The organism is Priestia sp. SIMBA_032, from assembly GCF_046535215.1.
Classification (GTDB): Bacteria; Bacillota; Bacilli; order Bacillales; family Bacillaceae_H; genus Priestia; species Priestia aryabhattai.
On sequence record NZ_JAWRXD010000003.1, the window covers coordinates 516,039 to 541,704 of the forward strand.

The window sequence follows — 25,666 nt, forward strand, 5'->3', positions numbered from 1 at the left end:
TGATTAACATCCGCTTTTTTACTATGCAATTACGTTCTGCCTGCTGAAATGCATATTTATGGCCGGTTATTTTATGCGTTGTGGTGACAAATGCGTGCGGCTATGTTCTTCAGGACGTGTAAACCCAATCTTTAAAAGAGCCGCTTCTAAATTTGCTTCTGTTTTAATTTGATTAAAATCAATTCCTAGTTTGACTACCGTTTGGGCAATTTCCGGTCGTATCCCCGTTATAATAGCTTCTACTCCCACCAATTTGAGAGAGCGATGAATTTTAAAAAGATTGTCTGCTACCATTGTATCAATAATCACGACACCTGAAATATCCAAAATAAGATAAGATAATTGAAGGCTTGTCCCTTTTTTCAAGCAGGTTTCCATAATAACTTGCGAGCGGTGGGTATCAATTTCTCCAATAATCGGCATAATAGCGATTCCTTTTGTAACAGGTACGAGCGGAACTGAAAGTTCTTCTAGTGACGTATAAGCTAAATTCATCATATATCGATTATGCTCGTCATAAATTTGACCAAAAACACATGTTACCGTATCTAAAAGCGGATCAATTCGTTCACTGACATGCAGCATGGTAATTGCAGCAAACTGATGCTCCTCTAGTTCTCCTGTAAATACATCCCAAATAACGCTGCGATAGATTGGAAGGATACCCAGTGCTTTTTCTAAAGGAATATTTTTTTCCACTGCATATTTACCCGTATCAAGTGCCCATTCTTTAACAAGTTTAAGTACAGCCTCCTGTTCTTCAAACAAAGACCTTCCAAAGTATTCCATAATCGACACTCGCCACTTCAGAATTTTCTTTTCTTTCAATTCCTCTAGACTTAGCGTATGTGTAGCATCTAAACGTTCGGCTAATTTTTCAGACAAGCTATATTTATGTTCAAGAATCTTTTTTCCTATATACACGAGCTCCTCTTTCATAAAATACGTTCAGCTCCTCTTTTCTGCTATTTTTACTGCGTATATAACTTTGACTAAGCCTACTTACCCGTCCGACATTGACTAGCCTTCCTAAGAATAACAAAAAAGCGGTTATTTTATGAATTTTCTTTCTTTTTATTATAGTACCCGAGTAAGAGCCGCACAACTTAAAATTTGCTGCAGACAAAACTTATGCTTTCGTATAAAAAAAAAACAATCTTGTTCCAATTAGAACAAGATTGTTTTTTTATTCACTTTCTTTTATCTCACCTTATACTTGGAATAGCCAGACAACAATCGGTCCAAAAACCGATCCTAGTACAGCACTTAACGTCATTGATACTGAACTCATCGATACCGTTAGTTCACCGTATTCAAATGCTTTAGAAGTTCCTAGCGCATGGGAAGCGCTGCCCAGTGCAATTCCTTTTCCTAAAGAACTCTTGATCCGAATCCATTTTAAAAGTATCGGTCCAAGAATTACTCCCGAAAAACCTGCGATCATAACAAATACCACGGTCATCGATGGAACACCCCCTAGTCCTGTGGCAATTTGAATAGCTACCGGAGTAGTAATAGATTTAGGAATAATGGATAAAATCAGGCTTCGATCAACGCCAAATACTTCAGCAAACACAAGTCCGCTGATCATGCCTGCGAATAACCCTACAAATACCCCTCCAATAATAGGAACGCTGTATTTTACTAGCATCTCACGTTGTTTATAGAGCGGATACGCTAATGCAACAACCGCTGGTCCTAGAAGTGAATTAATCCATTTGCCTCCAATCATATACTCATCATAGGAAACATGAAAAGCAAGCAAAAGAAGAATAACGAATATGGTTGTAGTTAAAACAGGAATAAGAATCGGATAAGAGAATCGTACGTATACTTTTGCCATGACTAGATACAAAGCAACTGTAGCTAAGATTATAAAGACCGCGATAAAGAATTCTTGCACTGTTGTTTCTCCTTTCGTTTGTTCGCTTTCTTTTCTAAAAGTTGGCTGGCAGCCCCCGCGGCAGCCATCGTAATGATTGTACTAAGCACAATAATTAAAAACAAAATCGCTCCGCTGCTTGAAAGAAGCGAAGGATAATTCATCACTCCTGCCATAGCTGGTATGAATAATAAAGGTAAAAAAGATAACAAGAAGCTTGCTCCGTCTTCGATCACTTTGATGGGAACAATTTTGCACGTTAAGCAAATGAGCATTAAAATTAAGCCTATAATACTGCCTGGGATAGGCAGGTGAAGTATGTGGTGAACAGCTTCGCCAATCATAGAAAAAGCATAAAGAATCGCGATTTGTAAAATGATTCGTATCACTTTCATTATAGGTCACTGTCCTATAGATAAAGAACAGTTGTCCTCCTCTCTTTACTTTGTCATGTTGTCTAACATTTAACTATATAAACATCCTTTACTTTACTTACTTTTACTTGTACTATACAACTATATATACATTTGTATTATACAAGTATATATTTCTTTGTCAATGAATGATTTTGTAAGGAGAGATTATAATGCAAGAAAAAAATTCAATTGAATTGATTGAATATGAACTTACTACCTTTATTAGACGAGCCGTCTATCTTGATAATTCTGAAAATAAAATAGGAAATCTAGAAAGATCAGCTTATTTATTATTGCGGCAATTAGATGAATTTGGACCAGCTCGTGTAAAAGAGCTAGCAGAAGCATTTAAACTCGACATTTCAACTCTGTCTAGACAAGCTGCTGCTTTAGAAAACAAAAAGCTTATTTCCCGCTCTTCTGATCCTTCGGATGGACGCGTCAGCCTATTTGACATCACACCACGTGGAAAACGCATGCTGCAAACTGATAAACAAATGCGCCTTGAACGCTATCATAGTATGTTAAAAAAATGGTCAAGTGAAGAAAAGGAGCTGTTTGGCAAACTACTAATGCGGATGAATGACGCATTTATCGATTAAATAGAAATTTATAAAAATTAGGCTGCTGCTGCAAGGTGTTTGTCCCTGTCTCTTTTCTCTTTCTTGCATTTAATGTAAAGAGACTATTGAAAAGGATGTATGATTATGTCTGCTCCGAACAAACGGAAAGCCACGCCCTGCCTCTTCCCCGGCTATAAATGGTGTGGTCCCGGCTGCAGTGGGCCCGGCTGTCCTGTAAATGATGTAGACTGCTGCTGTAAATACCATGATTTATGCTATGAAGATTACGGATCATGCCGCTCATGTGATGAGCAATTCCTTGACTGTCTTTGCTCCAAAGCAAATCCGTACAGTTTAAAAGGAAGACAGGCATACGCTATGTATACCTATATGCGGCTGAAGTTAGCTTTAAAACAATATGACTAAACAGAAAAGAGGTGAATTAAAAAATTCATCTCTTTTTTATGCCATTTTATCCGTATGAATCCAAAAGCGTTGAACAACAGCTCCGTTCTCTTCTATATAATCCTCGTCTTGTATACCACCGTTTGCCAGAATAGTTCGACGAGAAGCCGTGTTCCAATCATCACACACAACTAATGCACGTTGAACTCCCAGCTTTTTAATTTCTTGAAGAGATAACTTCAGTAGCAGCTTCGCATATCCTTTTTGTCTTTCGCTTGGTCGAATACCATACCCTATATGTCCTCCGCTGTTTCGCAGTATTTCACTTAGCTCATGGCGGATATTAACTACGCCTATTACTTTTTCGTGATGCATTAGCCAGTAGGTGGAATCGGGTACATATCCTTTTTTTAATCCGATCCCTTTTTCTGCATCTAACAACTCTTGAACCATTTTTTCAAAGTAAGCAGGATCTTTAGCAATTACCCATGGAATCATTTTTTCTCCGCTTGCTTTCCATTCATGATAAAAGCTCATATAAGCCTTTTTATAAGCTGCATCCGGTTTCATTAAAACAGCGGTTTCCACGTACCTTCCCCCTTTTTGTTTATTATGTTTATACTACCGATTTTTCCCAACAAATGAAAGGGAATAATTTACGTGATGCGATCGTTGTATGAGCTTAGTTATAAGGTATGTAACAAAAAGCACTCAATGAATGTTCATTGAGTGCTTTTTGTTCTACTGCCGGTTGTTTAAATAAACTCCTTAAAGAACCTAGTTACTTTTGCAAGGGTATACAGTAAGGTACGCTTCATAACAGGCTCTTCTTTCTTTTGGATTTCAGGAGGTTTCACCCAGCGCTTGTCATTGGCAACAAGAATACTTTTATCCATTTTGTTTTCCATTGCCGTCGTCAACTCTTTTGCGAATTTTTGACTATCGATAATGACCATTGATTCGTTATTCAAAAATGTAGAACGGGAATCTAAATTAAAAGAGCCTACGGCGCTAAGTCTTTGATCATAAATCACAGACTTTGCATGGATCGAATAAGGTCCTTGGTATTCGTAAAGCTTTACACCTGTCTTCATAATCGTATCACGCATACTGATATACCCGGAAAAAGCCAACACATTGGGCGTAGATGTAACTGAATTTGTGAGTAGCGTCCATTGAACGTCTGGCTTCTTTTTCATGACTGTATACTTTCTCATCGCATTGGTAGGCACCACATAAGGACTTTGAATAAGAACAGAGCGGTTAGCTCCTTCTGCCAGGTTAATAAACGTTTTCCACATAAAAGGTCGTTTATTAAAGCGTTCAATTGGATTATGAATAAAAGAAACACGCTTTGTAGGAACGGTGGAATCATTCCAATTAATCTTAGGCGTCGCAAACGTTTCTCCTACTTGCTTAGCTTTATCATATTGCTGCAGCAGCAAAGCTTTCATCCTCTTTCCCTGATCGACCTGGTACTGTGTGAGATGATGAAAAGCTTTTTTAGTGTAAGGATGAGCCCATAATTCATTTATATAATTTTGCATTTGAGTGATGACGCTATCTTGTTTATGTTTGCTGTTTGTAATAAAGACATCACGATCATAGACGAAGTCTGGAGGAGGCTTTTTAGCCAAATATTTGTCCCCTATATTCCGTCCCCCTATTATGCCTAGCTGTCCGTCTACAACCATTATTTTGTCATGCATACGATTTTGCCACGCCCAAGGTTTAAACAATTGAAACGGCTCGTAATAGTTCACTTCAATATTAGGATGTGAAGCTAATGCATAGAGCACGCCTCTTCGGTTTCCCCGTAAGCCGTTAGCTATCCCATCTAAAAGAACGCGAGTATGGACGCCTCGATCAGCTGCTTTAAAAAGAGCGGCCATAATTAAATCCGTTGACTCTCCTTTTCCTATTGAGTAATAAGCAATATCAATCGATTTCTCAGCTTCTTGAATCATTTGAATACGAACTCTTCCCGCCTCATAACCATCTTCAAGAAGTCTCACTCGGTCCGTAGACTCACTGTGACCAAAAAAGCTAGCCGGTTTAATTGAGGTCGTTTCCTCTCCTGTTTTTAAAGGTATATAAAAGAGAACCACCGCCGTTATAACCACATACAGAATATATAAAGATAAAATAATAAGTAATCCTTTGAATGCTATTTTTATCATCGCAACTCCAGCTTTTTGTCTTTTTCTGTTATCGTTCACAAATAATGATCATTACATGCAAAAAACTGCTTCTTTGATTGCTTTATGCTTTGTTCTTTTGACACATTTATTTTTTCTGATTCACTATTTGTATAGTATGCTAGTACATATCATAGAAAAAAGGATGATGGTGATGGAGGAATATTCTTTTCGTTTTCATATTACAGACTCTTACCCTTTGCAAAATGAAAACGATAAAATAGAAGCTGTTGTACGCACCAAAATCAAGCATGCGGAGCAAGGATGCTTGTATGAGGGTTATCTTCGTGTTCATATCACTAAAATCGGGGTGTTTCCTGTAGCAAAAGATATTGCTGAAGCGATTGGCGTTCGTTCGCTTCGTCAGCAATTAGCGGCCGAGTTAAAAAGATACGTGCGGCCGCACCGCAATTTTTTATAACTTTATCCAAACATTTGTCCAAGTGGACTTTCATCTGCAATAATATCTTGAATAGCATAGATAGAAATTGGAAAGTAAGGAATTCCATATACATAAGGAGCCAGATCATACAGCTGATAAAATAGTACAAGCGATTTATCGGCGATATAAAAATCTTGATCTGGTTTAATTCCTTTATATTCTCCAAGAACCATAATATCACGCTCTTTTATTTGCTCTCCTACTATTTTAGAAAGAACACTCACGTAATCACTGTCTTTTTTAAATAAATCTTTTAGTTGATACGTTTTTGCAGTCAGCACATTAAACGTTAACGGAACGACCACGGTCAATCCGTGCGCTCCCCCGGAATAAGCAAAATTGACAAGCGTTAAGCTGAGCACATTTCGCTCGTTTGTTTTCAACTCATAATAACCCGTTTCTTCTGTATCCGGATTTTCTCCATATCCCTGCTGACGTATTAATTCATTCGTACGCTGCAAGATTTTACTGTTAATGCTGTGCTGAACAGCTTGATTAGTCAAATGAACAGCTGGATAGTAAACGTTTAATTTTTTCTTCACCATTTGTTGAGAATATATGGTTGCAGGTAACGTAACCATGGTTTCCTCCTCTTTTTATACAGATTGTTACATTCTATTCTTTTAGCTTTCATTCCATTACTGAAGCAAAAAAAACCCGTGCGTATATGCACGGGGTTTTTTGCTTTTTATTATTTTACGCTGTTAATTGTTTTAGCAGCGTCTACCGTATTTTTTAATAGCATTGTGATGGTCATCGGACCAACGCCGCCTGGTACTGGTGTGATATAGCCTGCTACTTCTAAAGCCGCTTCGTAATCAACGTCACCAACGAGCTTGCCATTTTCCATTGTGTTGCCTACATCAATTACAATGGCACCCGGCTTAATATCATCTGCTTTGATAAGTCTAGGTTGTCCTACAGCTGACACAAGAATATCAGCTTGTTTTGTTAAAGCAGATAAATCTTTTGTGCGAGAGTGAGCAATTGTTACCGTTGCACTTTCTTGAAGTAACAGCATGGATACTGGTTTACCAACAATATTGCTTCGTCCAATTACTACCGCATGTTTACCTGAAATTTCTTCACCTGAACGTTTAATTAACTCAACGATACCGTGTGGTGTACATGGTAAATAGCACTCATCGCCAATGACCATATTCCCTACGCTTACTGGATGGAAGCCATCTACATCTTTTTTAGGAGATACAGCATTTAATACTGCCTTTTCATCAATATGTTTTGGTAATGGAAGTTGAATAAGAATACCATGAACAGATGGATTTCCATTCAAGTGATGGATTTCGTTTAAAAGTTCTTCTTCAGTAATCGTTACGTCACGTTTGATAATTTCAGATGCAACACCGATTTCTTCACAAGCCTTTGCTTTTGCTTTTACATATGATTGCGAAGCAGGATTTTCTCCTACTAAAATCACGGTTAAACCAGGAACGATACCTTTTGTTTTTAATTGAGCTACCTCTTCTTTTAATGCGGCGCGCAGTTCTTGCGCTACTTCTTTTCCTTTAATTACTTTCGCTGTCATGATGTTTTTTGCTCCTTTCAACTGTAGCCATTTAATAAATGTACGAATTATAGTTATTAATCTAACACAAAAGTTCGGTTTTGTTCAATGTTTTTATTATTTTTATTTTAAATAGGTGAAAATAAATAACAAATAACGTATATTCCGTTCTTATCGTACTATAATATTTTGTATTCACCAAAGCTGTTTTTATTCAAATGTTGCCGTTCCAAATTAAAAACCGCACCTTCGGCACGGTTTTCGACGATTTATTTTTCTGTTGATATGCTTTTCTTTGTAGTCAACGGCAGCACGTCTTCCTCTGTTTTTAGATCCTTTACATGCATTTCCTTGAGAGGCACACTTATTTTCTTATTTTTCGGAGGTTCTTCAAAATTCTCCACCCAATCACATAGCAGTTCAAATCCTTGATACACATAAGGCAGGAGAGGCTGAAGCTTTCGATCTGGGTCAATTTGATGATTCCAGACTAAGCTATCAATGTGGTTTCCATTTTCAATTACATAGTGACGATGAAGGTTCTGCTTACCAGAATCTTTTACCAGTTGTTCATAAGGATAAGCATGAATATCCGGAAAAATAAGAGCATCTAACGACCCTGTAATGCTTATCAATGGAACGGAAATATCACCTGTATTTTCAATTTCACGAACTTTTTGCTTAACATCTTGCGGTCTTTCTTGATAATCATACTTTTCAAAAATAGAATCTAACGAACGATCTCTAACTCCGTTTTCAAAAAGCGTCAAGTATTTTTGCCATGGAATGCTTCCAGGTGCTTGACCGTCAAACTCATCTCTATATATATTAAGCGTTAAAAACCAATAATACTGGTCATGATATGGCCATAGAAACTCCGATCCTTTTGGCAAACCTGCCTGATACAACCGGTTCAAAGCTTCTTTTTGCGATTCACCTACCGTGTACAGTGCTTCTTCGGCATGATTTACAACAGGTGTTAAGGAAGTAATTAAGTTATCGTAATCAGCTCGCCACATAACCCCTTCCCATTCAACCCCTCCATTAAAAAGCTGAGGTTCTCCATTTTTTCCGTCGTTTTCTAAAGCATAGCGAACAACATAACCCCCGTTAGAAATACCTAACGCATACGTTTTTATATCGAAATATTCTGTCACTTCTTTTTGAAGTTTGTGACGATAATTTTCAAACAAAAATCTCTGAGCAATTTTTGTCACTTCTCGGTATTGAATATGCCACTTTCTAATGGAGTCTTCTTCTTTGACTAGAGCGTTCTTTGCTTTAGCAAATGGATCATCTCTCATTTCTTCTCCCTGTGTCCCTTTATCAGAAGCAGCAAACGCAAACCCTTTTGCCAACACATAGTCGCTGAACAGTAAATCCGTTGATTTCTCATCTCTGGTAGCTGGAACTCCCGACATAACTAACTTTCCATTCCAGTCATCAGGAATTCGAATGAGAAATTTACCACCATCAACTTCACCTTCTACTTGAACTCCTGTTATTTCTTCAGGCTGATACATGTAATACCATCCATTTTTATCTTCTTTTGTTCCCCAATAGATAGGAGCCAGCCCAATGTTCCCATAGGCAGTCGCTGCTTGAAATTGAAGAGGGTTTTTAGTCGTTAACCAGTTTCCATACTTACCGTCAAACGTTGTGATATTCAAGTGATAACCTCCATTCATAGTTGCTTTTGAAGACAATCTTCGGGGACTGTACACGCATAATTTTAGCTAAATATTACCATCCATTTCTCAAAAAGTACATTAAAACGCCTTTCTTGCAGAAAGAAAGTAGACATTTATCACATCTGAGCCCATAGTGCCGTATAATATTGAAATTTATTCAAAAAAAGGAGTGTCAATGACTATGAGTTCGTTTAATTCTTCAAAACTCTCTACGACTCTCATTCCCCCTGCTACTTCCTCCTATCCGGTTTCCGGAAGAAAATATACTCTTACTCATTCGGATACAACCGGTCAGCTTTTTTTAAGCATCGGATGCTCATATAACAACAAGGCGATAGATAAAAATATGCGTGATGAAGTACTAGCTGCTCTTCACGTAACAGACCGACAAGCAGTTATTCAAGGCGAAGTTTTTGTTAGCGGAGGGGAGTTCAGCCGCGAGCAAGCACAGCTTCGTTATCATATTTTCCGCCGGGAGCTTCCGCTTGCTTTAGAAGCAATATTTTACGGAGACCAAGCGTTTTTTCAACGTTATCCAGACTTGCTAAATACACCGATTTACATTTATTTTGTATCGACTTATCAAGAATTTAGAGGGTGGTCCTATTATCAAACTCCTAAATTTTATTTAAAACAAACATGCAGCAGCTAGCACTCTAGTGCATAAACTAATGGGAAATGAATGAGGAAGGTGTGAATGTCTCATGTACAGTCAATGGGTTTACCCCTATATGCCCCGCTACTACCATCCAGTAGTTCCTACTACGAATGAAAATTATTTAGAACCTTATAGATACAATGAAGACTTATTTTCTTATATCCTGCATGAGGAAGAGGAAGTTAGATCTACACGCGATGTAGACAGAGTGATGAAAATTTTAAAACGCCAGTATCAGTCCATCTACAGAGATGCTCAACGAGGCGGGATGGATAGCAAACTAACAGAATACTTATTTCGTTCCATTGTAAGGTTTGTTGATGATAACTATAACAATTACAGCGGATCTATTAATGAACGCGTCGAAAAAGCCGTGCGACAGCTGAAAAAACGTGATCCCTGGATATTTGAACTTTTTAACTTATACAGCGTTTCCCCCGCTTCACAAGTTCGAATTACTAACACGATTTTAACCGTTTCATTTGAAAATTTACGTAGAGGAAATGACGTACCAAATCCTAGATAAACAAAAAACCGCCACAGTTGTGACGGTTTTTTGTTATGGTAATACAGTTGCTCCCATTAGATGGCTATCAACTTGTTTAGCTACTTCACGACCTTCATGAATAGCCCATACGATTAAACTTTGTCCACGACGAGCATCACCAGCAGCAAAAACACCTTCAACATTTGTTTTGTAATTTCCATACGCTGCATCTACGCGACGATTTTTCGTTTCAACACCAAACGCTGATAGAACCGGGTGCTCTGGACCTTCAAACCCAATTGCAATAAAGACAAGCTGAGCTGGCCATACTTTTTCTGTTCCTGGAATTTCAGTAAAGATGTACTGTCCATTTTCACCTTTTACTTTTTCCATTTGCACCGTATGAAGTTCTTTCAGATTGCCTTGCTCATCTGCCACAATTTTTTTCGTTTGAATTGAATATTCACGTGGATCGTCCCCAAATTTCGCCTGTGCTTCTTCATAAGCATATTCAAGATTAAATACATGTGGATATTCAGGCCACATATTATCTGCCGTACGCTCAGCAGGAAGCTGAGGATGTTTACCAAACTGAACAACGCTGCGGCATTTTTGACGAAGAGCAGTAGCTACACAGTCAGCTCCTGTGTCTCCCCCTCCAATAACAATAACGTCTTTTCCTTCAGCATCAATAAATTGACCATCTTTGAAGTTAGAGTCTAAAAGGCTTTTTGTTGAAGTTGTTAAGTAGTCCATTGCAAAGTGAACTCCTTTTGCTTCACGACCTTCTAATACTAGATCTCTTTGCTTCTGAGCTCCTGTACACAAAATCACAGCATCATATTGTTCTTTTAACTCTTCAGCAGTAATGTCTTTTCCAACTTCCGTATTCGTTACAAAATCAATACCTTCTTGTGTCAATAAGCGAACACGTCTTTCCACTACTTCTTTATCTAGCTTCATATTTGGGATTCCATATGTTAATAAACCGCCGGCACGATCTGCTCTTTCATATACCGTTACTGAATGACCCGCTTGGTTCAGCTGATCTGCGCTCGCTAAGCCTGCTGGCCCAGAGCCGATAACAGCAATTTTTTTGCCTGTTCTTTTCTCCGGAATACGCGGAGTAATCCACCCATTCTCAAAGCCTTTATCAATAATAGCGCGTTCGATATTCTTTATCGAAACCGCTGGATCTGAAATAGCAAGCGTACAGGAACCTTCACACGGAGCAGGACAAACTCGTCCTGTAAACTCCGGGAAGTTGTTCGTTTTCATTAAACGCTCTAAGGCTTCTTTCCAGCGTCCTTTATAAACTAAATCATTCCACTCTGGAATTAAGTTATAGATTGGACATCCAGAAGTAAAAGCATTAATATCCATTCCCATGTGGCAAAAAGGTGTGCCACAATCCATACATCGTGCTCCTTGACGGCTTAGCGCTTCATCAGATAAAGGAGCAGCATACTCTTTCCAATCACCTAAACGTTTTAACGGGTCACGTTCCTTCCCTTTTTCACGTTTGATTTCCATAAATCCTGTTGGTTTTCCCATCGTACTCTCCCCTTTCTTACTGAGCTACCGCTTCTTGTTGTTTTGCCGATGCTTTCTTTTCTTGTTTTGCATTTTCCTCAAACGCACTCATAGCTGCTTCTTCTTCCGTTAATCCAGCTGCTTTTTGCTCTTCAATGCGATTCATCATGCGTTTATAATCATTCGGAATCACTTTTACAAGTTTCGAAAGCGATTCTTCCCAATTTTCTAATACAAATGCTGCTTTATGACTGTCAGTATATTTTAGATGATTTGTAATCATCTCTTTTACTTCTTCTGCTTCTTCTCCTTTTAAGCTCTCAAACCCAATCATATCTTTATTACAAAGGTTTTTGAATGCTTCTTGATCATCAGCAAATACGTAAGCAATACCGCCAGACATTCCTGCACCAAAGTTTTTACCTACATCACCTAATACGACAACACGTCCGCCAGTCATATATTCACAGCCATGATCGCCAATTCCTTCAACCACTACGTTCACACCGCTGTTACGAACCGCAAAACGTTCTCCTGCTAGCCCGCTAACATAAGCTTCACCGCTTGTTGCACCGTAAAATGCCACGTTCCCGACGATAACATTTTCACCTGACACAGCTGTTGTTTCCTTAGGTGGCGCAACAATGATTTTACCTCCTGATAATCCTTTACCGATATAATCATTTGCATCTCCAGTTAGATACATAGACATTCCTTTTGGAACAAATGCACCAAAACTTTGTCCTGCAGAGCCAGTGAATCGAAGAGTAATCGTATCTTCTGGCAGACCTTTTTCACCGTAACGTTTTGTAACTTCACTTCCTACAATTGTTCCAGCTACACGATTAATATTAGAAATTGGCAGTTCTAACTCAACTTGATACTTATGCTCGATTGCTTGCTGTACCGCAGGCAAGATTTTTTGCATATCAAGAGATTCGTCAATTTTATGGTTTTGAGGTGTTTTAAAGGTACGTACACCTTCAGCTTGATATAAAAGAGTTGTTAAGTCTAAGTGCTGCGCCTTCCAGTGATTTTTTGCACGTTCGCTAACGCTTAATACGTCTGTACGCCCAACCATTTCATCCACTGTTTTAAATCCAAGTTCAGCCATAATTTCGCGCACTTCTTGTGCAACAAATTTCATATAGTTAACGATGTGATCCGCTTCTCCTAGGAACTTTTTACGAAGCTCTGGGTTTTGTGTTGCCACTCCAACTGGACATGTATCTAAGTGACATGCACGCATCATGATACAGCCTAAAACAATTAAAGGGGCCGTAGCAAAACCAAACTCTTCTGCTCCTAAAAGTGCTGCCATGACTACATCTTTACCCGTCATTAATTTCCCGTCTGTTTCAAGCACTACCTTTTCGCGAAGACCGTTTAACATAAGCGTTTGATGAGCTTCTGCTAAGCCAAGTTCCCACGGTAGTCCCGTATGTTTAATACTTGTTTTTGGAGATGCTCCCGTACCTCCGTCGTAACCGCTAATAACAATAACATCCGCTACTCCTTTTGCTACTCCGGCAGCAATCGTTCCTACTCCTGCTTTTGAAACGAGTTTGACGCTGATTCGTGCATCACGGTTTATATTTTTTAAGTCATGAATAAGCTGTGCTAAATCTTCAATCGAGTAAATATCGTGGTGTGGAGGAGGTGAAATTAAGCCTACTCCTGGCGTTGATCCACGCACATCTGCTACCCATGGATATACTTTGTTTCCTGGAAGCTGACCGCCTTCTCCGGGTTTTGCACCTTGTGCCATTTTAATTTGAAGCTCAGCCGCATTCACAAGGTAATGACTTTTCACTCCAAAACGGCCAGAAGCAATCTGTTTAATCGCACTGCGGCGATTATCTCCATTTTCATCCACAGTGTAGCGGCTAGGATGCTCGCCACCTTCTCCACTGTTACTGCGTGCGCCTAAACGGTTCATCGCAATCGCTAATGTTTCATGAGCTTCTTGACTTAAAGATCCAAACGACATAGCACCTGATTTAAAACGTCTTACAATCGAATCAACTGATTCCACTTCATCAATGGAGATAGATGAACGCGTCCCATTAAACGAGAATAGGTTGCGCAAGAAACCGATGCGTTCTTCATTAGCCGATTCAGAGAATTTTTTAAATAAGCTGTAATCTCCCTTACGGCAAGCCCACTGCAGAGTGTGAATTGTTTTTGGATTAAACGCATGATGCTCGCCCGTGTGTCTCCACTGGAAGTCGCTTCCTGACTCTAACGTTTGCTCAATTGTTTCAATATAAGCATTGTCATGACGCGTTTTCGCTTCTTTTGCAATAACATCTAAACCAATACCGCCAAGCTGCGAAGCAGTACCTGTAAAATATTGCTCGATAACCTCTGCACTGATTCCAACTGCTTCAAAAATTTGTGCGCCGCGATAACTTTGCACCGTTGAAATACCCATTTTAGACATTACTTTTACGACACCTTCAGTAACGGCTTTTACATATTTCTCAACAGCATAGTCATATGATACGTTCAGCGTACCTGCGTTAATTTCATTTTGGTATGTTGCAAAAGTAAGATATGGATTAATTGCGTCTGCGCCGTAACCAATAAGCGCTGCAAAATGGTGCACTTCACGCGCTTCTCCTGTTTCCACTACAATGCTCGCCTTTGTACGGTTTCCTTTTCGCACTAGGTGCTGATGCAGCCCGCTGACCGCTAATAAAGCTGGAATAGCTACAGATTGAGCTCCCGCTTCACGGTCTGTCAGAACAAGAATGCTAGCACCTGCGTTAATTGCCGCTTCAGCTTCAGCAAATATGCGATCAAGATCTGCTTTTAAATCATTTGTAAACACAGCAGATATAACAGCACTTTTGAAATCTGGATGAATGGCAGACTTCAGCTGATGAGTTTGATCGTTTGTTAAAACCGGCGTCTCAAGCTGAATTCGATGAATGTTTTCTTTGGTTGGATGCAGTAAATTCCCTTCTGCACCAAGCAATGTCATTGTCGATGTAACCAACTGTTCACGAATAGCATCAATCGGTGGATTCGTTACTTGAGCAAACAGCTGCTTAAAGTAATTGAACAGCGATTGAGGACGATCGGACAACACGGCTAATGGAGTATCATTACCCATTGAACCAAGCGGATCTTTTCCTTCTGTAATAACTGGAACTAAATATTTATGAATATCTTCATACGTGTAGCCAAATGACTTCTGGCGAATAACCAAATCATCAAAGTATTCAGATTTTTCCTCTTGCACTTCTGGCAACGTTACCAGCTGTTCATCTAACCACTCTTGATAAGGCTCAGCCTGTGCCATTTCAGATTTAATTTCTTCGTCTGAAATAATTCGGCCCTCCTCTAAATCGATTAGAAGCATTTTACCTGGGCTTAAACGATCTTTATATAACACATTTTCATCTTCAACATCAATGACGCCTACTTCTGATGAAAGTATGATGTAATCATCTTTTGTAACATAATAGCGAGCAGGGCGTAAACCGTTACGGTCTAAAATAGCACCGATTTGCTTTCCATCCGTAAACGAAATAGCAGTCGGACCATCCCATGGCTCCATTAATGCGCTATGATACTCATAGAAAGCACGTTTTTCTTTTGACATGTGCGGATTCTCAGACCAAGGCTCTGGAATAAGCATCATCGCTGCATGCGCTGGCTTGCGGCCGGCCAATACAAAGAACTCTAGCGCATTATCTAACATGGATGAGTCGCTTCCTTCAGCATCTAAAATTGGAAGGACCTTCGGCAAATCCTTACCAAATGCTTCCGAAACAAACTGCTGTTCACGCGCTCTCATCCAGTTTTGATTACCGCGAAGCGTATTGATTTCACCGTTGTGAATTAAATAACGGTTTGGATGTGCTCTTTCCCAGCTTGGGAACGTGTTTGTGCTAAAGCGAGAATGCACTAAAGCAAACGCTGAAGTAAAGTCTTCATCTTGTAGGTCAAGATAAAAAGCATCAACTTGCTCAGGCGTTAATAACCCTTTGTACACAATTGTTCTGCTTGAAAGGCTCGTGAAATAAAAACGGTTCTGACGCGCCTGCGCCCAATTTTCCGCTTGCTTGCGAATAACATACAGCTTGCGTTCAAACGCTAAGTCATCTTGAATACTGTCATTTGCCCCAATAAATACTTGTCGTACGTACGGACAGCTTTCTTTTGCAACTTTTCCGATTTTTCCGACATTTACAGGTACACTTCTCCAACCTAGTAACGTTTGTCCCTCTTCTTCAATTAATTTATTAATATAAGCTTCGATTTCTCGGCGCTCGTCTTCGTTATTTGAGAAAAAGATCATTCCAACTCCATAACGACCTTTTTCTGGCAAGTTCAATTCAACGCATGTCTTTTTAAAGAACGCGTGTGGAATTTGTACCATTAATCCAGCTCCATCTCCTGTTAGCGGATCGCTTCCCTGTCCGCCTCGATGGTCAAGCTGGCAAAGCATATTTAGTCCTTTTTTAACGATATCATGTGACGCTACGCCTTTCAATTGAGCGTATAGTCCGATTCCACATGCATCGTGCTCAAATTCAGGACGGTAGAGACCTTGAGCTTTTGGCATTTGATTGTATGTCATCTTCTTCTCCCCCGTTCGTTTTCTTTATCTTTTTAAGATCACCTGTTTACATTGTAAGTTTTCAAATCAATATAAACAATATATAATTTAGATAAAACTAATCTAATTTTGATATATATAGATGGAGGATGCTTATGGAACTGCGTCAATTACGCTATTTTATGGAAGTTGCAAAAAGAGAACACGTATCTGAGGCGGCAGAATATCTGCATGTAGCTCAATCAGCAATCAGCCGTCAAATCGCGAACCTGGAATCTGAGCTAGGTGTTAGTTTATTCAAACGCGAAGGAAGAAATGTCAAGTTAACAGCAATAGGAAAAGTCTTTCTTGAGCATACGGAGACGGCTATGAAAGCTATTGACTATGCGAAAGAACAAATTGATGAATACCTGGATCCCGAAAGAGGGACGATTAAAATCGGATTTCCAACAAGCCTTGCTAGTCACCTTCTTCCTACTATTATATCAGCCTTTAAAGAAGAACACCCAAATGTTGCTTTTCACCTTAGACAGGGTTCGTACAAATTTTTAATTGAATCGGTTAAAAAAAGAGATATTAATATCGCTTTTTTAGGCCCTGTACCTGTAGAGGACCAGAGTATAGAAGGGCATATTCTATTCACTGAAAATCTTTTAGCCCTTGTTCCTTCTCATCATCCGCTCGCTGAACGGGATAACATCCGGCTGCGGGATTTAAGAAATGAAAATTTCGTGCTGTTTCCCAAAGGATTCATTTTACATAAAATGGCCTTTGACGCTTGCAAACAAGCAGGATTCATGCCCAATATTTCATCTGAAGGAGAAGATTTAGATGCGATTAAAGGTCTTGTATCCGCAGGAATCGGCGTCACGCTTCTTCCCGAAAGCACAGTGTCTGAAACGACTCCTCGTTTTACGACTAAACTTCCTATTCATACGCCGCAGCTTCAGCGTACAGTCGGGATGATTATTCCTAGAAATCGTGATTTAGCACCTTCTGATAAAATTTTTTATAAGTTTGTTAAAACCTTTTTTGAACGGTTGGAGCAGTATAAATAAGAGAGGCCCCCTGCCTCTCTTATTCTTTTCTTTACACACTATTTCTCAGCTGGTCAATTCTATAAATAGATCTTCTTTTCCCTTAAAGCTAACAGGCATTGACGCTTACTGGACTCTTTCTTATACTGAAGTAACTGACTAAAAAGAAACAAGGTGACTGCTATGGATTTTAAAATTAATTTTTTATCATTTTACGTAATACAAGTAGAAGGAAAAGAAGAACAGGCCTCTAAACAATATAAGCATTTTCAAACGCTTGATACGGAAGAATATGAAGAAAATTCCATTAAAGATTTTTTAGACGGTGAATTTAAAAAAATTGTAAAACGCAAAGTAGAGCGACACCCTAAAGCAGAACAAGTGCCTACAAAGCTTGGGTATTTTATAGTTGAACCAGGACACGCACTAGACTCAAACCCTAATTATAATTTATTTCACCGCACCCGTTTTGCCACAACCAAAGAAGAATTTGAAGAAAACAGCGAACAGTTTATCAATGCATACCTTGATACTGCAGCCGTTCGAGGAGGAGCATTTTTAGTTGTATCTGCTGTTCCAAGAAAATATTTTGATCATGCTTTTGTGTTTATTTTAAAATGTGACTTTGAACCAAAAGTGGCTTCAATTTCAGATGAATCAACCCTTATTCGCCACGTAGAGATGGCGATTACTACTAAAAACATGAAATCCATTCAATACCCCTACATGCCTGAAGAAGGCATGGTGGAAGAAAGTGAACTCGTCATACACCAAGCGTCTCACGCCCGTTACTTTGAAGACTTTTTAAAATTCATTGACTACAACGAGCCGATGCCTGAGATTATGAAAACACAAGTGATGGATATGGTGCGTGAACACGTCAGCGAAACGTTTGAAGCAGAAAGCGTAGAACTTGAACAGTTTGAATCAGACATGGAACTGTGGGCAACAAGTGAAAAGCGTGAGCTTCAAGAACGTTTAGATACCCATCAAGTTATGGAAGCTGCTGCTCATATCGTCGAGCATACCCCTGATGCAGAGCTTAAAATGAAGCTTGGCGAAACAGAGATTAAAGGGCTGCTAGCTGATTTTGGTGAAAATATTCATTTAGCAAAAGTGAACGGACGCTACGTGGCATTAATTGAAGCGGAATCGATTCTGTTTGAAAAAGGCGCGTCTCCGATTGAGTTTCATAAGCCAGGTGATTTGCACGGGATTATTGAGAAAATTAGCAGTAAGAAATGGGAAGAATAAATAAAAGACAGAGAGCACAATGCAGCTCTCTGTCTTTTATTTAACTGAAAAAGTAGCTCTATTTATCCACCTTAATTCTCTACTAATTGGCTCACCGCAACATTTTGTTCATTTTCAGGCTGACCTAGCGGATAAATTCTTGCCGTATCATTTTCTTCGCTTACATGTTGAATATAAACAGCCGTATCGTTATACGTAACGTTAGCCATAACGGGTGAATCAGCAATTTGTTTTGCTCGCTGCTTGTCCACGTTTCTTCCCCCCTCTATGCTAATATACATATAAGGTTTGCTTAAAGAATGAATGATATTCGCCGTTTAGAATAGTTCTAGCGCTTTTTAGCGGTGCGGTAGCCAAGGTAAAAGATAAAAGAAGTATAGATAATAAATACAGCTCCAGCCAGCAAGATCATTTTGTGATGATGCCAAAGGTTTACATATGTTTTGATGAAGATCCCTTTTGTAAGTAAAATATATTGATACACAATAAAACCAACCACCAAAGCAAGAAACAGCACTCGAAACAAACGAATGAAATCAATGTTAGATAAAGCGGAAGCAACTTTTACCCAGGGCGATATAGGAGGCTGCGCTTTTTTGGTGCTGCGGCTCTTCGGCTTCTGTTTCTTTGCAGGCGGAGCTTTTGATTCTTCTATTTTAGGTGCTGGTTTTTGTTTCCCTTGAGCCATCGGTCACTTTCCCTCTTTCTTAAATAAAGTGTCTAAAAAAGAAGCTTTTCTATTTTGCATATTCAAGAAAGAGGCAGCTATCTCCTTTTCGCTTTTAAAAATACTTTCCTTTTTAAATACAGAATGTATTTAGGTATGTGCCTATAGCATTTTTCTTATCCTCGCATACGTTATATCGTGTTTGATTTGAATTTACTTTTTAAGAGGAGCGGTGCCCTAATGAACCCTTATTATTTCAACCCTGGATATATTCCTCAGCAAGTTGATTACTCAGTTCAACAATACTATCCCCCTTACGTACCACAGCATGAAGAATACGATGAAAGACAGCAGCTTCAAAATCTTGGAGGATTTGAACGAAGAATTCGTGCCCTTGAGAGACAAAATGAGGAGCAAGTCAGAGAAATTACTCGTTTAAATCGAGTTGTGGAGCGACATACTGACCGTATAAACAGATTAAATCAGCGCTTACGCAATGTAGAGAGAAGACTTAACATTCCATTTACAGCAAGCCAGGACGGATTTTAAACTCATCTTAAGCATTCCCGTTTCTTTTGAGCGAGAATGCTTTTTTACATGTCTTCCGTCGTTTTTGATAGCACGAAGGATATTTGATTAAACTTTACATAAAATAAAAGTTGACTATGAAAAAGAAAAGGAGAAAATCACATGAAATCCCCTGTTGTTATTTGTCCTAACTGTCATTCTCAAAAAGAGCTTGCTACCGTTTTAACTGCTCAGTCCAATCAAAACGTTATCTATACATGCTCAGCTTGCGGCTATAAGCTGGCAAACATTAAAACAAGCAAAGGATAACCAGTATCTCTCACCTCACTTAGTACCTATACTCAATACGTTCTTCTGTGCACATACAAAAATTAACGTTTACGTAAATGTTATTAATTTTGTATACTGATAGTATTATGGGAAAGGGAGTTGAAAAAGTTGAAGTTTAAAATGAAGGAGCGCGGGCAGCTGCATTTAAGTCCCGAAGGAAAACAATTGATTTTAGACTTATACGAATCAAATATAATGGAATCTGTAAATGAAGCTTTGGATGCTGAAACAAGAAGCTTTCACAGTGGAAAAGCCGATGGGATACAGGCTATCCTACTTCTTTTAGGGGTACAGCTAGAAGAAAACACTTCACAATCATAAATGAATGCCCTATAAAAACCATAAAAGCAGACGCACTCTTCTGGTGAATGCGCCTGCTTTTTATGATTCTTCCTGCTCAAATTTTACAATTGCAGCCTTAGCACGATCTCTCAGTGACAGAAGGTCAGACTCTACTTTTAAGATATTTTTCTTTTTCTGTTCAATCAGCTTGAGCTGCTCTTCTACCGTATGTAACACTTGCTCTAACTTTTCTTTTTGTTGACTTGTTCCTTTCACTTGCCTATAATCCATCTTTTGTATTTCAAGAGTATCACTTAAAGCAAGAAATTCCTGTAATTCTTGAAGTGAAAAACCCATGACTTCTTTGGCATTCGTAATTTTCTTTAAGAATTCTACGTGTTCTTCGGTGTAGAGACGAAATCCACCTTCACTTCTTGGAGGTGCTGGCATCAGTCCAATTTGTTCGTAATAACGAATCGTACGTTTTGTTAAACCGCTTTTCTTCGCTACATCGTCTATTTTTAGTTCACTCATTTTTAAATCCCCTTTAATCAATTAACAATGTCAACTTTTCGTACTTGTTACTATTATACACTAACGCTAGATATCTCAAAACAAATCGGAACAGATGTGCACTTATTTAAAAATAAATAAGCAATTTCCTTACCCTTTTTTAGAGTAAAAAAATTGCTTATACAGTATATGCTGGGTTCTTTTCTCTAAAACCTTATCATAAATGCCGTTTTTGTTAATTTACGATTTAGCATACAAATTAATAAATTTGTTTTTGAGACTTCTTATTTCTATCGACTAAATGTTTATTAACTTGTATGTAGCCTTCTCTTTCTGTACTAGCCCCGCCTGCGCTGAGTACACCGATAGCCACGCATGCTATCCACCTAGTTTCATTATAACAGAAAGCGCTTACATGATAAAGTGTTATGATTTAATTTCTAAAAAGTTATAAATAAAATCAGCAGGTCTTTTTCTAGCCCCTGCTGATTTGTTAAATAGAACCGGCGGCGATACAGCTTTACAAAATAGTAAATAGGTCGTCTTAATAAGCTATTTTATAAATCAAAAACCGTTCATATGGATTTTCACGATCCAACTCTGGCAGTATTACCTCTTCTTTTAAAGTGAAAGAAGGGTGTTTTTCGAGATGATGGAGATAATCCTCCGAACTATAATACAAAATCAAATCAATCTCGCGCTTATTCTCTTCCCACGAAAGCAAAATATTGTTCACTACTTGGATAAAAATTTGAATTGAAAAAGGATTAAAAAAATAAAAGCAGTTGTCTAGTGGATGAATCTTATATTCCTGGGCTAAACAACACTGAAAATGAATATGACGTTTTCGGCCCTTGGCTTTTTTTAAATAGCGCCTCTGATTATCTATGGCCTGCTCATAAAAGTGCTCATTCATTTCTATCCCTACAGCGGTGGCATTACATAGGTTGTTCACATAAAAATTCAGCCTTCCTTTCCCACACCCGAAGTCGACAATTCTATCGCTGCTTGTTAGCTCATACTGAGTGAAAAGTGTTTCTAATGCACTATAAGGTGTGGGTTCATAACGATGGTAATGAAATGAATCATTAAATCCCTTTTGTTCTCCCGTTGTTTTTATATTTAATAAAGCGTCATAATATTGCTCATTCATGGCCAATCTCCTGTTTATAGTTGTTGAAAAAGAGAAAGAAGGACAAAAGTCCTTCTCTTTTTTCTCACTCTACTTTCACACGCATTTCTGATATTTTAAGACCAATCTCTTCGATTAACTGCACAGCTTCCGCTCGTTTTTGATTATCTAATGTGCTAATTTCTGGTATATCTACACTTTTCAAATATCGATAAGAGGCTTTAAGTCGTTCTAAGGTATCTTCTTGGTCAAACTTTTTCATGATTATCTCCTCCAGTTTATGTAGTTACTATATGTATACCACAAACATGTCCGTAATAAATCTAACCTGTTTAATAAATACTAAACGTATCTGATTTATCTAAGAGGAAATGCACTTCTAATAGCTGATATATACTCAAAAAATTCCTGGGTTTTAGAATTTTTACGTTCATTTCTCGTGTTAGTTGCAAAAAAAGCTTCTCTTTGCGCTTTACTTATCTCAATTTGCACACCCATCCGCCTAGCTGTTTTATTGGTTATATTTCTAGGGCTTGTACCGGAAAAAGGCTCTTGATCTGATAAAATTTCTGTACTAAAGCCTTTGGAAACAAGCGCTTCATGTACTTTGGACCTTAACGCTTTGTCAGCACCGCCGATTTTAGTGTGTTTTTCACTTTTATCATTGTATCCATGAAAAGATACTGCATAGTCTTCTTTCGAGATAATAGTTAGCGCATGAGGTTCATCAAAATGAGTGGATGTGATATGAAGGTCGGCATTTCCTGATTTCTTTAACCCTTCAAATATATAGTACGAGTATTCGTTTCCTGCTAGTCCAACAGCAAGTTCGGATGTTCCAGTTTCGATACCTCCGCCGTGTATTGCGAGCATAATAATGTTAGAAGGTCTGATTTCAAATTGAATTTTGTAGTCTTGGTTGTATACTTCATAAGAGGCAAGTTCAGAGAAGCTAGCATATTTATCTGGCATCATATATCCTCCTTGTGAATAAGACATAGTAAATAAACTTATTAGTCTTTTCTTTAATGTACCACATCTTTTCTTTCATCACATACTATGTGATTGCAATTACCAATAAATATGGTACGATTAAGTTCGAGTTTCTTGCTCGTTAAAAGTTCACCAGATAGTCAAATTTTTCATTTTTAAGCATTCCATTTTTATCTTATAATAAAGGATGTACTTATTTTCAATTGGTAATTCGACATTATTCTTTGTTTTTTTAAAAAGTTCAAGGAATGTTAACAAATTTTACGAGCAACCTTGATGTAATTACGATATTTTTTTGTTAAAATAGTTTAGTTGATTAATAAAGATTATGTTTATTCATGTAAGAATAAGCTCAAAAAGGAGAATTGCTGTGAAAAATACCGAAGTTATCACAAAGGAATCACTTCCTATCAATCAGTATTTTTCCCGGGAAGTAATCAGTGCTATTATAAAAACTGGGATTATTAAATCGAACTCACTAGGAATGGTTGCTGGGCTTTGTCTCGCAATTGCTGTTAACAACTTAAGCTTTGTGACACAAATTCCTATCATTATTTTGGCTTTAATTGGGACATCCTTTGTCGTAGGAGGAGCTGGGGCAGTTAATAACTTCTATGACCGTGATATTGATGCAATCATGAAACGTACGAAAGACAGACCGACGGTAACAGGAGCGGTCAACCCTAAATTTGCTCTATGGTTAGGACTGGCTTTATTTGTTATCGGTGTAGGTATTTTATTTTTAGTTTCTAACATGGCCGCCATTATGGGTATTTTAGGATTTTTCTTTTATGTAGTGCCTTATACTATGCTTACAAAACGTACAACTATTTATAATACCGAAGTCGGAAGTATTTCTGGAGCTATGCCTCCAATCATTGGCTGGGCCGCTATTTCACCAGACTTATTTCATCCGGTAGCAATTGGATTGTTTGTATTTATGTTTTTATGGCAGCCTCCTCACTTCTACGCTATTGCGATTAGAAGACTTGAGGAATATAAAGCCGCAGGTGTTCCGATGCTTCCTGTAGTAAAAGGGATCCGTCGTTCCAAAGTCCAAACGCTTGTATACCTAGTTATTTTACTAGCAGCATCTTTCTTATTTTTATCGTTTAGTAAAATTATCGCATTTACAACGTTCGTTTTAACACTAGTGTGGATGCTTCTTGGGATTGTTGGATTTAAAAAATTAGAAGATACAAAATGGGCTACTTTAATGTTTGTGTTCTCATTGAACCATCTTACGATTATTTTTGCCCTGATGATTATACTGTCATTTTTTAAATAATAAACGTTCAAAAGCAGGTAGCTATCAGCTACCTGCTTTTATACTAGATACATCTTTTGCTTTCAGTGAAATCATTCCTCCGTATCTCGCCGAAACTGCTCCACCTAACGCGTTGGCAAACATTGTGTACTGCTTCCGTGACTCCTCACTTTCAGGCAAACCTTTTTCATGAATACACCAGAGAATTCCTGCCATAAATGCATCACCCGCTCCCGTCGTGTCTATCGCCTGCACTTCATTTGCACTCACATGAAGCGCTTGATTTGCAGTAACGGCTACTGCCCCATTTTCTCCTTGAGTGACCCATACGTACGGAATATGGTACGCTCTCAGTTTTTCTAGGCTTTCTGTCAGGTCTGTTGAATTCATCAAAAATAGGAGCTCATCTTGAGAGATTTTCAAAATATCTGTTTCATACAAAAACTGTGTTGCGGTATTTCTACATGCTGATTCACTTTCCCATCTTTTCATTCGGATATTTGGATCAAACGCTACCAGCATACGATGTTTTTTTGCGAGCTTCACAGCTTCTTTTGTAGTTTCCTGGGAAATCGGATGAAACAACGTGCCTGATCCAAAATAAAAAATCGCTGCCTGCTCAAATAAAGCTTCCTGCAGCTCATGTTTATATATTTGCTCATGAGGTGTAGAATCTATATAGGAATAAAAGTAACGATCTCCTTCTTTACTTTTATGTACATATACTTCACAAACTTTTTTAATCTCCGATGTTACACAGCCGCTTTGGTTTACTCCTTCAATTAAAAGCTTCTTTCTTACAAAATCACTTGTTTCATCACTGCCTAACTTGCAGATATAATATGCTTTTGCTCCTAGCTTCTGAACTCCAACTGCTACATTAACGGTTGTGCCTCCTAAAAAAGGGTCAAAGTCAGTATTAGATTCATTTTTTGCGATAAAATCAATAAATGCCTCACCGTATGAAATAATTCCTTTTTTCACGTTAATCCTCACCTTCTTTCTTCTGTCTCCCAACGCATTTGATGCATACACACGCTTTTCCTCTGCTTTCTAAAGGAATTTGTTTAAACAGATCAGAAGTAAAAACTTTCTGCATGCACCAACACTTTTCTATTTCTCTGCCTTGTACAGAAGCACAGTTATTTCTCTCTCCGCAGATAGGACATGTGCTATCATCACCTGAAAATGCCATAAATTCCTCTCCTTTTTTCTATGCAGTTGTATAGGTTATCCCTATTAGTATACAAGAGGTAGTTAAAATGCGCTTTCTGCTTTTTGATATTTTCGTTT

General features: G+C 38.4%; 29 protein-coding genes. 11 read left to right on the plus strand and 18 right to left on the minus strand.

Features of this window, described 5'->3' with window-relative positions; all coding sequences use genetic code 11:
• Window positions 1–66: 66 nt before the first annotated feature.
• The 3 genes from SB717_RS12800 to SB717_RS12810 form a co-directional block, all read right to left on the minus strand.
• Entirely contained in the window at window positions 67–939 is an 873-nt protein-coding gene (locus tag SB717_RS12800) for an STAS domain-containing protein (protein WP_251461975.1), read from the minus strand.
• Window positions 940–1,210: 271 nt separating this feature from the next.
• The gene (locus tag SB717_RS12805) at window positions 1,211–1,843 is read right to left on the minus strand and encodes an LrgB family protein (protein ID WP_234483613.1); all 633 of its coding nucleotides are present in this window, start codon (window positions 1,841–1,843) and stop codon (window positions 1,211–1,213) included.
• A gap of 29 nt (window positions 1,844–1,872) precedes the next feature.
• Window positions 1,873–2,277 (minus strand): CidA/LrgA family protein, encoded by a 405-nt coding sequence (locus tag SB717_RS12810; RefSeq protein WP_013082940.1) that lies wholly within the window; start codon window positions 2,275–2,277, stop codon window positions 1,873–1,875.
• Between the two features lie 191 nt (window positions 2,278–2,468).
• Here SB717_RS12810 and SB717_RS12815 point away from each other — a divergent pair, with 191 nt between their 5' ends.
• Window positions 2,469–2,900, plus strand: coding sequence for a MarR family winged helix-turn-helix transcriptional regulator (locus SB717_RS12815; protein ID WP_016763912.1), 432 nt, complete (start codon window positions 2,469–2,471; stop codon window positions 2,898–2,900).
• Between the two features lie 105 nt (window positions 2,901–3,005).
• On the plus strand, window positions 3,006–3,287 hold the full coding sequence (locus SB717_RS12820; protein WP_410903855.1) for a phospholipase: 282 nt from the start codon (window positions 3,006–3,008) through the stop codon (window positions 3,285–3,287).
• A 36-nt stretch (window positions 3,288–3,323) separates the two neighbouring features.
• Here the strand turns inward: SB717_RS12820 and SB717_RS12825 are convergent, their stop codons facing one another.
• Both SB717_RS12825 and SB717_RS12830 read right to left on the minus strand, forming a co-directional pair.
• Window positions 3,324–3,836 carry a GNAT family N-acetyltransferase gene (locus SB717_RS12825; protein WP_410903979.1) on the minus strand — a complete coding sequence of 171 codons (513 nt, stop codon included), beginning with the start codon at window positions 3,834–3,836 and terminating at the stop codon, window positions 3,324–3,326.
• A gap of 185 nt (window positions 3,837–4,021) precedes the next feature.
• Window positions 4,022–5,446: a phospholipase D-like domain-containing protein gene (locus tag SB717_RS12830; RefSeq protein ID WP_410903857.1), complete on the minus strand. Its 1,425-nt coding sequence runs from the start codon at window positions 5,444–5,446 to the stop codon at window positions 4,022–4,024.
• 172 nt (window positions 5,447–5,618) lie between these two features.
• Here SB717_RS12830 and SB717_RS12835 point away from each other — a divergent pair, with 172 nt between their 5' ends.
• On the plus strand, window positions 5,619–5,885 hold the full coding sequence (locus SB717_RS12835) for a hypothetical protein (protein WP_029714056.1): 267 nt from the start codon (window positions 5,619–5,621) through the stop codon (window positions 5,883–5,885).
• Window positions 5,886–5,887: 2 nt separating this feature from the next.
• Here SB717_RS12835 and SB717_RS12840 read toward each other — a convergent pair whose 3' ends face one another.
• The 3 genes from SB717_RS12840 to SB717_RS12850 form a co-directional block, all read right to left on the minus strand.
• The gene (locus SB717_RS12840; protein ID WP_410903858.1) at window positions 5,888–6,487 is read right to left on the minus strand and encodes a DUF3298 and DUF4163 domain-containing protein; all 600 of its coding nucleotides are present in this window, start codon (window positions 6,485–6,487) and stop codon (window positions 5,888–5,890) included.
• A gap of 110 nt (window positions 6,488–6,597) precedes the next feature.
• Window positions 6,598–7,452, minus strand: a complete 855-nt coding sequence (gene folD, locus SB717_RS12845; protein WP_029714058.1) for a bifunctional methylenetetrahydrofolate dehydrogenase/methenyltetrahydrofolate cyclohydrolase FolD — start codon at window positions 7,450–7,452, stop codon at window positions 6,598–6,600.
• 248 nt (window positions 7,453–7,700) lie between these two features.
• The gene (locus SB717_RS12850) at window positions 7,701–9,101 is read right to left on the minus strand and encodes an alpha/beta hydrolase (RefSeq protein WP_410903859.1); all 1,401 of its coding nucleotides are present in this window, start codon (window positions 9,099–9,101) and stop codon (window positions 7,701–7,703) included.
• A gap of 202 nt (window positions 9,102–9,303) precedes the next feature.
• Between SB717_RS12850 and SB717_RS12855 the strand changes: the two genes are divergently transcribed.
• Complete coding sequence (locus tag SB717_RS12855; protein WP_410903860.1) at window positions 9,304–9,774, plus strand: staygreen family protein; 471 nt, start codon at window positions 9,304–9,306, stop codon at window positions 9,772–9,774.
• 52 nt (window positions 9,775–9,826) lie between these two features.
• Entirely contained in the window at window positions 9,827–10,306 is a 480-nt protein-coding gene (locus SB717_RS12860; protein ID WP_074681930.1) for a hypothetical protein, read from the plus strand.
• A 33-nt stretch (window positions 10,307–10,339) separates the two neighbouring features.
• Here SB717_RS12860 and gltD read toward each other — a convergent pair whose 3' ends face one another.
• A complete protein-coding gene (gene gltD / locus SB717_RS12865) occupies window positions 10,340–11,821 on the minus strand; it encodes a glutamate synthase small subunit (RefSeq protein ID WP_013082931.1) in 1,482 nt (493 codons plus the stop codon).
• Window positions 11,822–11,837: 16 nt separating this feature from the next.
• Complete coding sequence (gene gltB / locus SB717_RS12870) at window positions 11,838–16,391, minus strand: glutamate synthase large subunit (RefSeq protein ID WP_410903862.1); 4,554 nt, start codon at window positions 16,389–16,391, stop codon at window positions 11,838–11,840.
• A 134-nt stretch (window positions 16,392–16,525) separates the two neighbouring features.
• On the opposite strand from gltB, the gene gltC reads away from it, so the two are divergent.
• Together gltC and SB717_RS12880 are read left to right on the plus strand one after the other, a co-directional pair.
• Window positions 16,526–17,428: a glutamate biosynthesis transcriptional regulator GltC gene (gltC, locus tag SB717_RS12875; RefSeq protein ID WP_029714063.1), complete on the plus strand. Its 903-nt coding sequence runs from the start codon at window positions 16,526–16,528 to the stop codon at window positions 17,426–17,428.
• A gap of 162 nt (window positions 17,429–17,590) precedes the next feature.
• Window positions 17,591–18,661, plus strand: a complete 1,071-nt coding sequence (locus SB717_RS12880; RefSeq protein ID WP_029714064.1) for a DUF3900 domain-containing protein — start codon at window positions 17,591–17,593, stop codon at window positions 18,659–18,661.
• A 71-nt stretch (window positions 18,662–18,732) separates the two neighbouring features.
• Here the strand turns inward: SB717_RS12880 and SB717_RS12885 are convergent, their stop codons facing one another.
• Together SB717_RS12885 and SB717_RS12890 are read right to left on the minus strand one after the other, a co-directional pair.
• Window positions 18,733–18,912, minus strand: a complete 180-nt coding sequence (locus SB717_RS12885; protein WP_028413564.1) for a small acid-soluble spore protein H — start codon at window positions 18,910–18,912, stop codon at window positions 18,733–18,735.
• Window positions 18,913–18,989: 77 nt separating this feature from the next.
• The gene (locus tag SB717_RS12890; protein ID WP_029714067.1) at window positions 18,990–19,349 is read right to left on the minus strand and encodes a hypothetical protein; all 360 of its coding nucleotides are present in this window, start codon (window positions 19,347–19,349) and stop codon (window positions 18,990–18,992) included.
• A 219-nt stretch (window positions 19,350–19,568) separates the two neighbouring features.
• Between SB717_RS12890 and SB717_RS12895 the strand changes: the two genes are divergently transcribed.
• From SB717_RS12895 to SB717_RS12905, 3 genes are all read left to right on the plus strand, one after another.
• A complete protein-coding gene (locus SB717_RS12895; protein WP_013056797.1) occupies window positions 19,569–19,877 on the plus strand; it encodes a flagellar hook-associated protein FlgK in 309 nt (102 codons plus the stop codon).
• Between the two features lie 141 nt (window positions 19,878–20,018).
• Window positions 20,019–20,165, plus strand: coding sequence for a hypothetical protein (locus SB717_RS12900; protein ID WP_074681936.1), 147 nt, complete (start codon window positions 20,019–20,021; stop codon window positions 20,163–20,165).
• Between the two features lie 129 nt (window positions 20,166–20,294).
• Window positions 20,295–20,507 carry a hypothetical protein gene (locus SB717_RS12905; RefSeq protein ID WP_029714069.1) on the plus strand — a complete coding sequence of 71 codons (213 nt, stop codon included), beginning with the start codon at window positions 20,295–20,297 and terminating at the stop codon, window positions 20,505–20,507.
• A 60-nt stretch (window positions 20,508–20,567) separates the two neighbouring features.
• On the opposite strand, the gene SB717_RS12910 is transcribed toward SB717_RS12905, so the two are convergent.
• The 4 genes from SB717_RS12910 to SB717_RS12925 all read right to left on the minus strand — a co-directional run bounded on the left by SB717_RS12910 (window position 20,568) and on the right by SB717_RS12925 (window position 23,088).
• A complete protein-coding gene (locus SB717_RS12910) occupies window positions 20,568–21,002 on the minus strand; it encodes a MerR family transcriptional regulator (RefSeq protein ID WP_029714070.1) in 435 nt (144 codons plus the stop codon).
• A gap of 523 nt (window positions 21,003–21,525) precedes the next feature.
• Window positions 21,526–22,134 (minus strand): SAM-dependent methyltransferase, encoded by a 609-nt coding sequence (locus SB717_RS12915; protein ID WP_410903863.1) that lies wholly within the window; start codon window positions 22,132–22,134, stop codon window positions 21,526–21,528.
• Window positions 22,135–22,198: 64 nt separating this feature from the next.
• A complete protein-coding gene (locus SB717_RS12920; protein ID WP_169746649.1) occupies window positions 22,199–22,375 on the minus strand; it encodes a hypothetical protein in 177 nt (58 codons plus the stop codon).
• Between the two features lie 95 nt (window positions 22,376–22,470).
• On the minus strand, window positions 22,471–23,088 hold the full coding sequence (locus tag SB717_RS12925) for a poly-gamma-glutamate hydrolase family protein (RefSeq protein ID WP_410903864.1): 618 nt from the start codon (window positions 23,086–23,088) through the stop codon (window positions 22,471–22,473).
• 388 nt (window positions 23,089–23,476) lie between these two features.
• On the opposite strand from SB717_RS12925, the gene cyoE reads away from it, so the two are divergent.
• Window positions 23,477–24,394, plus strand: coding sequence for a heme o synthase (gene cyoE / locus SB717_RS12930; RefSeq protein ID WP_410903865.1), 918 nt, complete (start codon window positions 23,477–23,479; stop codon window positions 24,392–24,394).
• Between the two features lie 24 nt (window positions 24,395–24,418).
• Here the strand turns inward: cyoE and SB717_RS12935 are convergent, their stop codons facing one another.
• Complete coding sequence (locus SB717_RS12935) at window positions 24,419–25,357, minus strand: carbohydrate kinase family protein (RefSeq protein WP_029714076.1); 939 nt, start codon at window positions 25,355–25,357, stop codon at window positions 24,419–24,421.
• 1 nt (window position 25,358) lies between these two features.
• Complete coding sequence (locus SB717_RS12940) at window positions 25,359–25,568, minus strand: cysteine-rich CWC family protein (protein WP_029714077.1); 210 nt, start codon at window positions 25,566–25,568, stop codon at window positions 25,359–25,361.
• Between the last annotated feature and the right edge of the window lie 98 nt (window positions 25,569–25,666).

Excerpts from the sequence above, each read along its gene's own strand:
- SB717_RS12800 (WP_251461975.1), bottom strand. The coding sequence starts at position 939 with ATGAAAGAGGAGCTCGTGTATATAGGAAAAAAGATTCTTGAACATAAA.
- SB717_RS12805 (WP_234483613.1), bottom strand. The coding sequence starts at position 1,843 with ATGGCAAAAGTATACGTACGATTCTCTTATCCGATTCTTATTCCTGTT.
- SB717_RS12810 (WP_013082940.1), bottom strand. The coding sequence starts at position 2,277 with ATGAAAGTGATACGAATCATTTTACAAATCGCGATTCTTTATGCTTTT.
- SB717_RS12815 (WP_016763912.1), top strand. The coding sequence starts at position 2,469 with ATGCAAGAAAAAAATTCAATTGAATTGATTGAATATGAACTTACTACC.
- SB717_RS12820 (WP_410903855.1), top strand. The coding sequence starts at position 3,006 with ATGTCTGCTCCGAACAAACGGAAAGCCACGCCCTGCCTCTTCCCCGGC.
- SB717_RS12825 (WP_410903979.1), bottom strand. The coding sequence starts at position 3,836 with ATGAAACCGGATGCAGCTTATAAAAAGGCTTATATGAGCTTTTATCAT.
- SB717_RS12830 (WP_410903857.1), bottom strand. The coding sequence starts at position 5,446 with ATGATAAAAATAGCATTCAAAGGATTACTTATTATTTTATCTTTATAT.
- SB717_RS12835 (WP_029714056.1), top strand. The coding sequence starts at position 5,619 with ATGGAGGAATATTCTTTTCGTTTTCATATTACAGACTCTTACCCTTTG.
- SB717_RS12840 (WP_410903858.1), bottom strand. The coding sequence starts at position 6,487 with ATGGTTACGTTACCTGCAACCATATATTCTCAACAAATGGTGAAGAAA.
- folD (WP_029714058.1), bottom strand. The coding sequence starts at position 7,452 with ATGACAGCGAAAGTAATTAAAGGAAAAGAAGTAGCGCAAGAACTGCGC.
- SB717_RS12855 (WP_410903860.1), top strand. The coding sequence starts at position 9,304 with ATGAGTTCGTTTAATTCTTCAAAACTCTCTACGACTCTCATTCCCCCT.
- SB717_RS12860 (WP_074681930.1), top strand. The coding sequence starts at position 9,827 with ATGTACAGTCAATGGGTTTACCCCTATATGCCCCGCTACTACCATCCA.
- gltD (WP_013082931.1), bottom strand. The coding sequence starts at position 11,821 with ATGGGAAAACCAACAGGATTTATGGAAATCAAACGTGAAAAAGGGAAG.
- gltB (WP_410903862.1), bottom strand. The coding sequence starts at position 16,391 with ATGACATACAATCAAATGCCAAAAGCTCAAGGTCTCTACCGTCCTGAA.
- gltC (WP_029714063.1), top strand. The coding sequence starts at position 16,526 with ATGGAACTGCGTCAATTACGCTATTTTATGGAAGTTGCAAAAAGAGAA.
- SB717_RS12880 (WP_029714064.1), top strand. The coding sequence starts at position 17,591 with ATGGATTTTAAAATTAATTTTTTATCATTTTACGTAATACAAGTAGAA.
- SB717_RS12890 (WP_029714067.1), bottom strand. The coding sequence starts at position 19,349 with ATGGCTCAAGGGAAACAAAAACCAGCACCTAAAATAGAAGAATCAAAA.
- SB717_RS12895 (WP_013056797.1), top strand. The coding sequence starts at position 19,569 with ATGAACCCTTATTATTTCAACCCTGGATATATTCCTCAGCAAGTTGAT.
- SB717_RS12900 (WP_074681936.1), top strand. The coding sequence starts at position 20,019 with ATGAAATCCCCTGTTGTTATTTGTCCTAACTGTCATTCTCAAAAAGAG.
- SB717_RS12910 (WP_029714070.1), bottom strand. The coding sequence starts at position 21,002 with ATGAGTGAACTAAAAATAGACGATGTAGCGAAGAAAAGCGGTTTAACA.
- SB717_RS12915 (WP_410903863.1), bottom strand. The coding sequence starts at position 22,134 with ATGAATGAGCAATATTATGACGCTTTATTAAATATAAAAACAACGGGA.
- SB717_RS12920 (WP_169746649.1), bottom strand. The coding sequence starts at position 22,375 with ATGAAAAAGTTTGACCAAGAAGATACCTTAGAACGACTTAAAGCCTCT.
- SB717_RS12925 (WP_410903864.1), bottom strand. The coding sequence starts at position 23,088 with ATGATGCCAGATAAATATGCTAGCTTCTCTGAACTTGCCTCTTATGAA.
- SB717_RS12940 (WP_029714077.1), bottom strand. The coding sequence starts at position 25,568 with ATGGCATTTTCAGGTGATGATAGCACATGTCCTATCTGCGGAGAGAGA.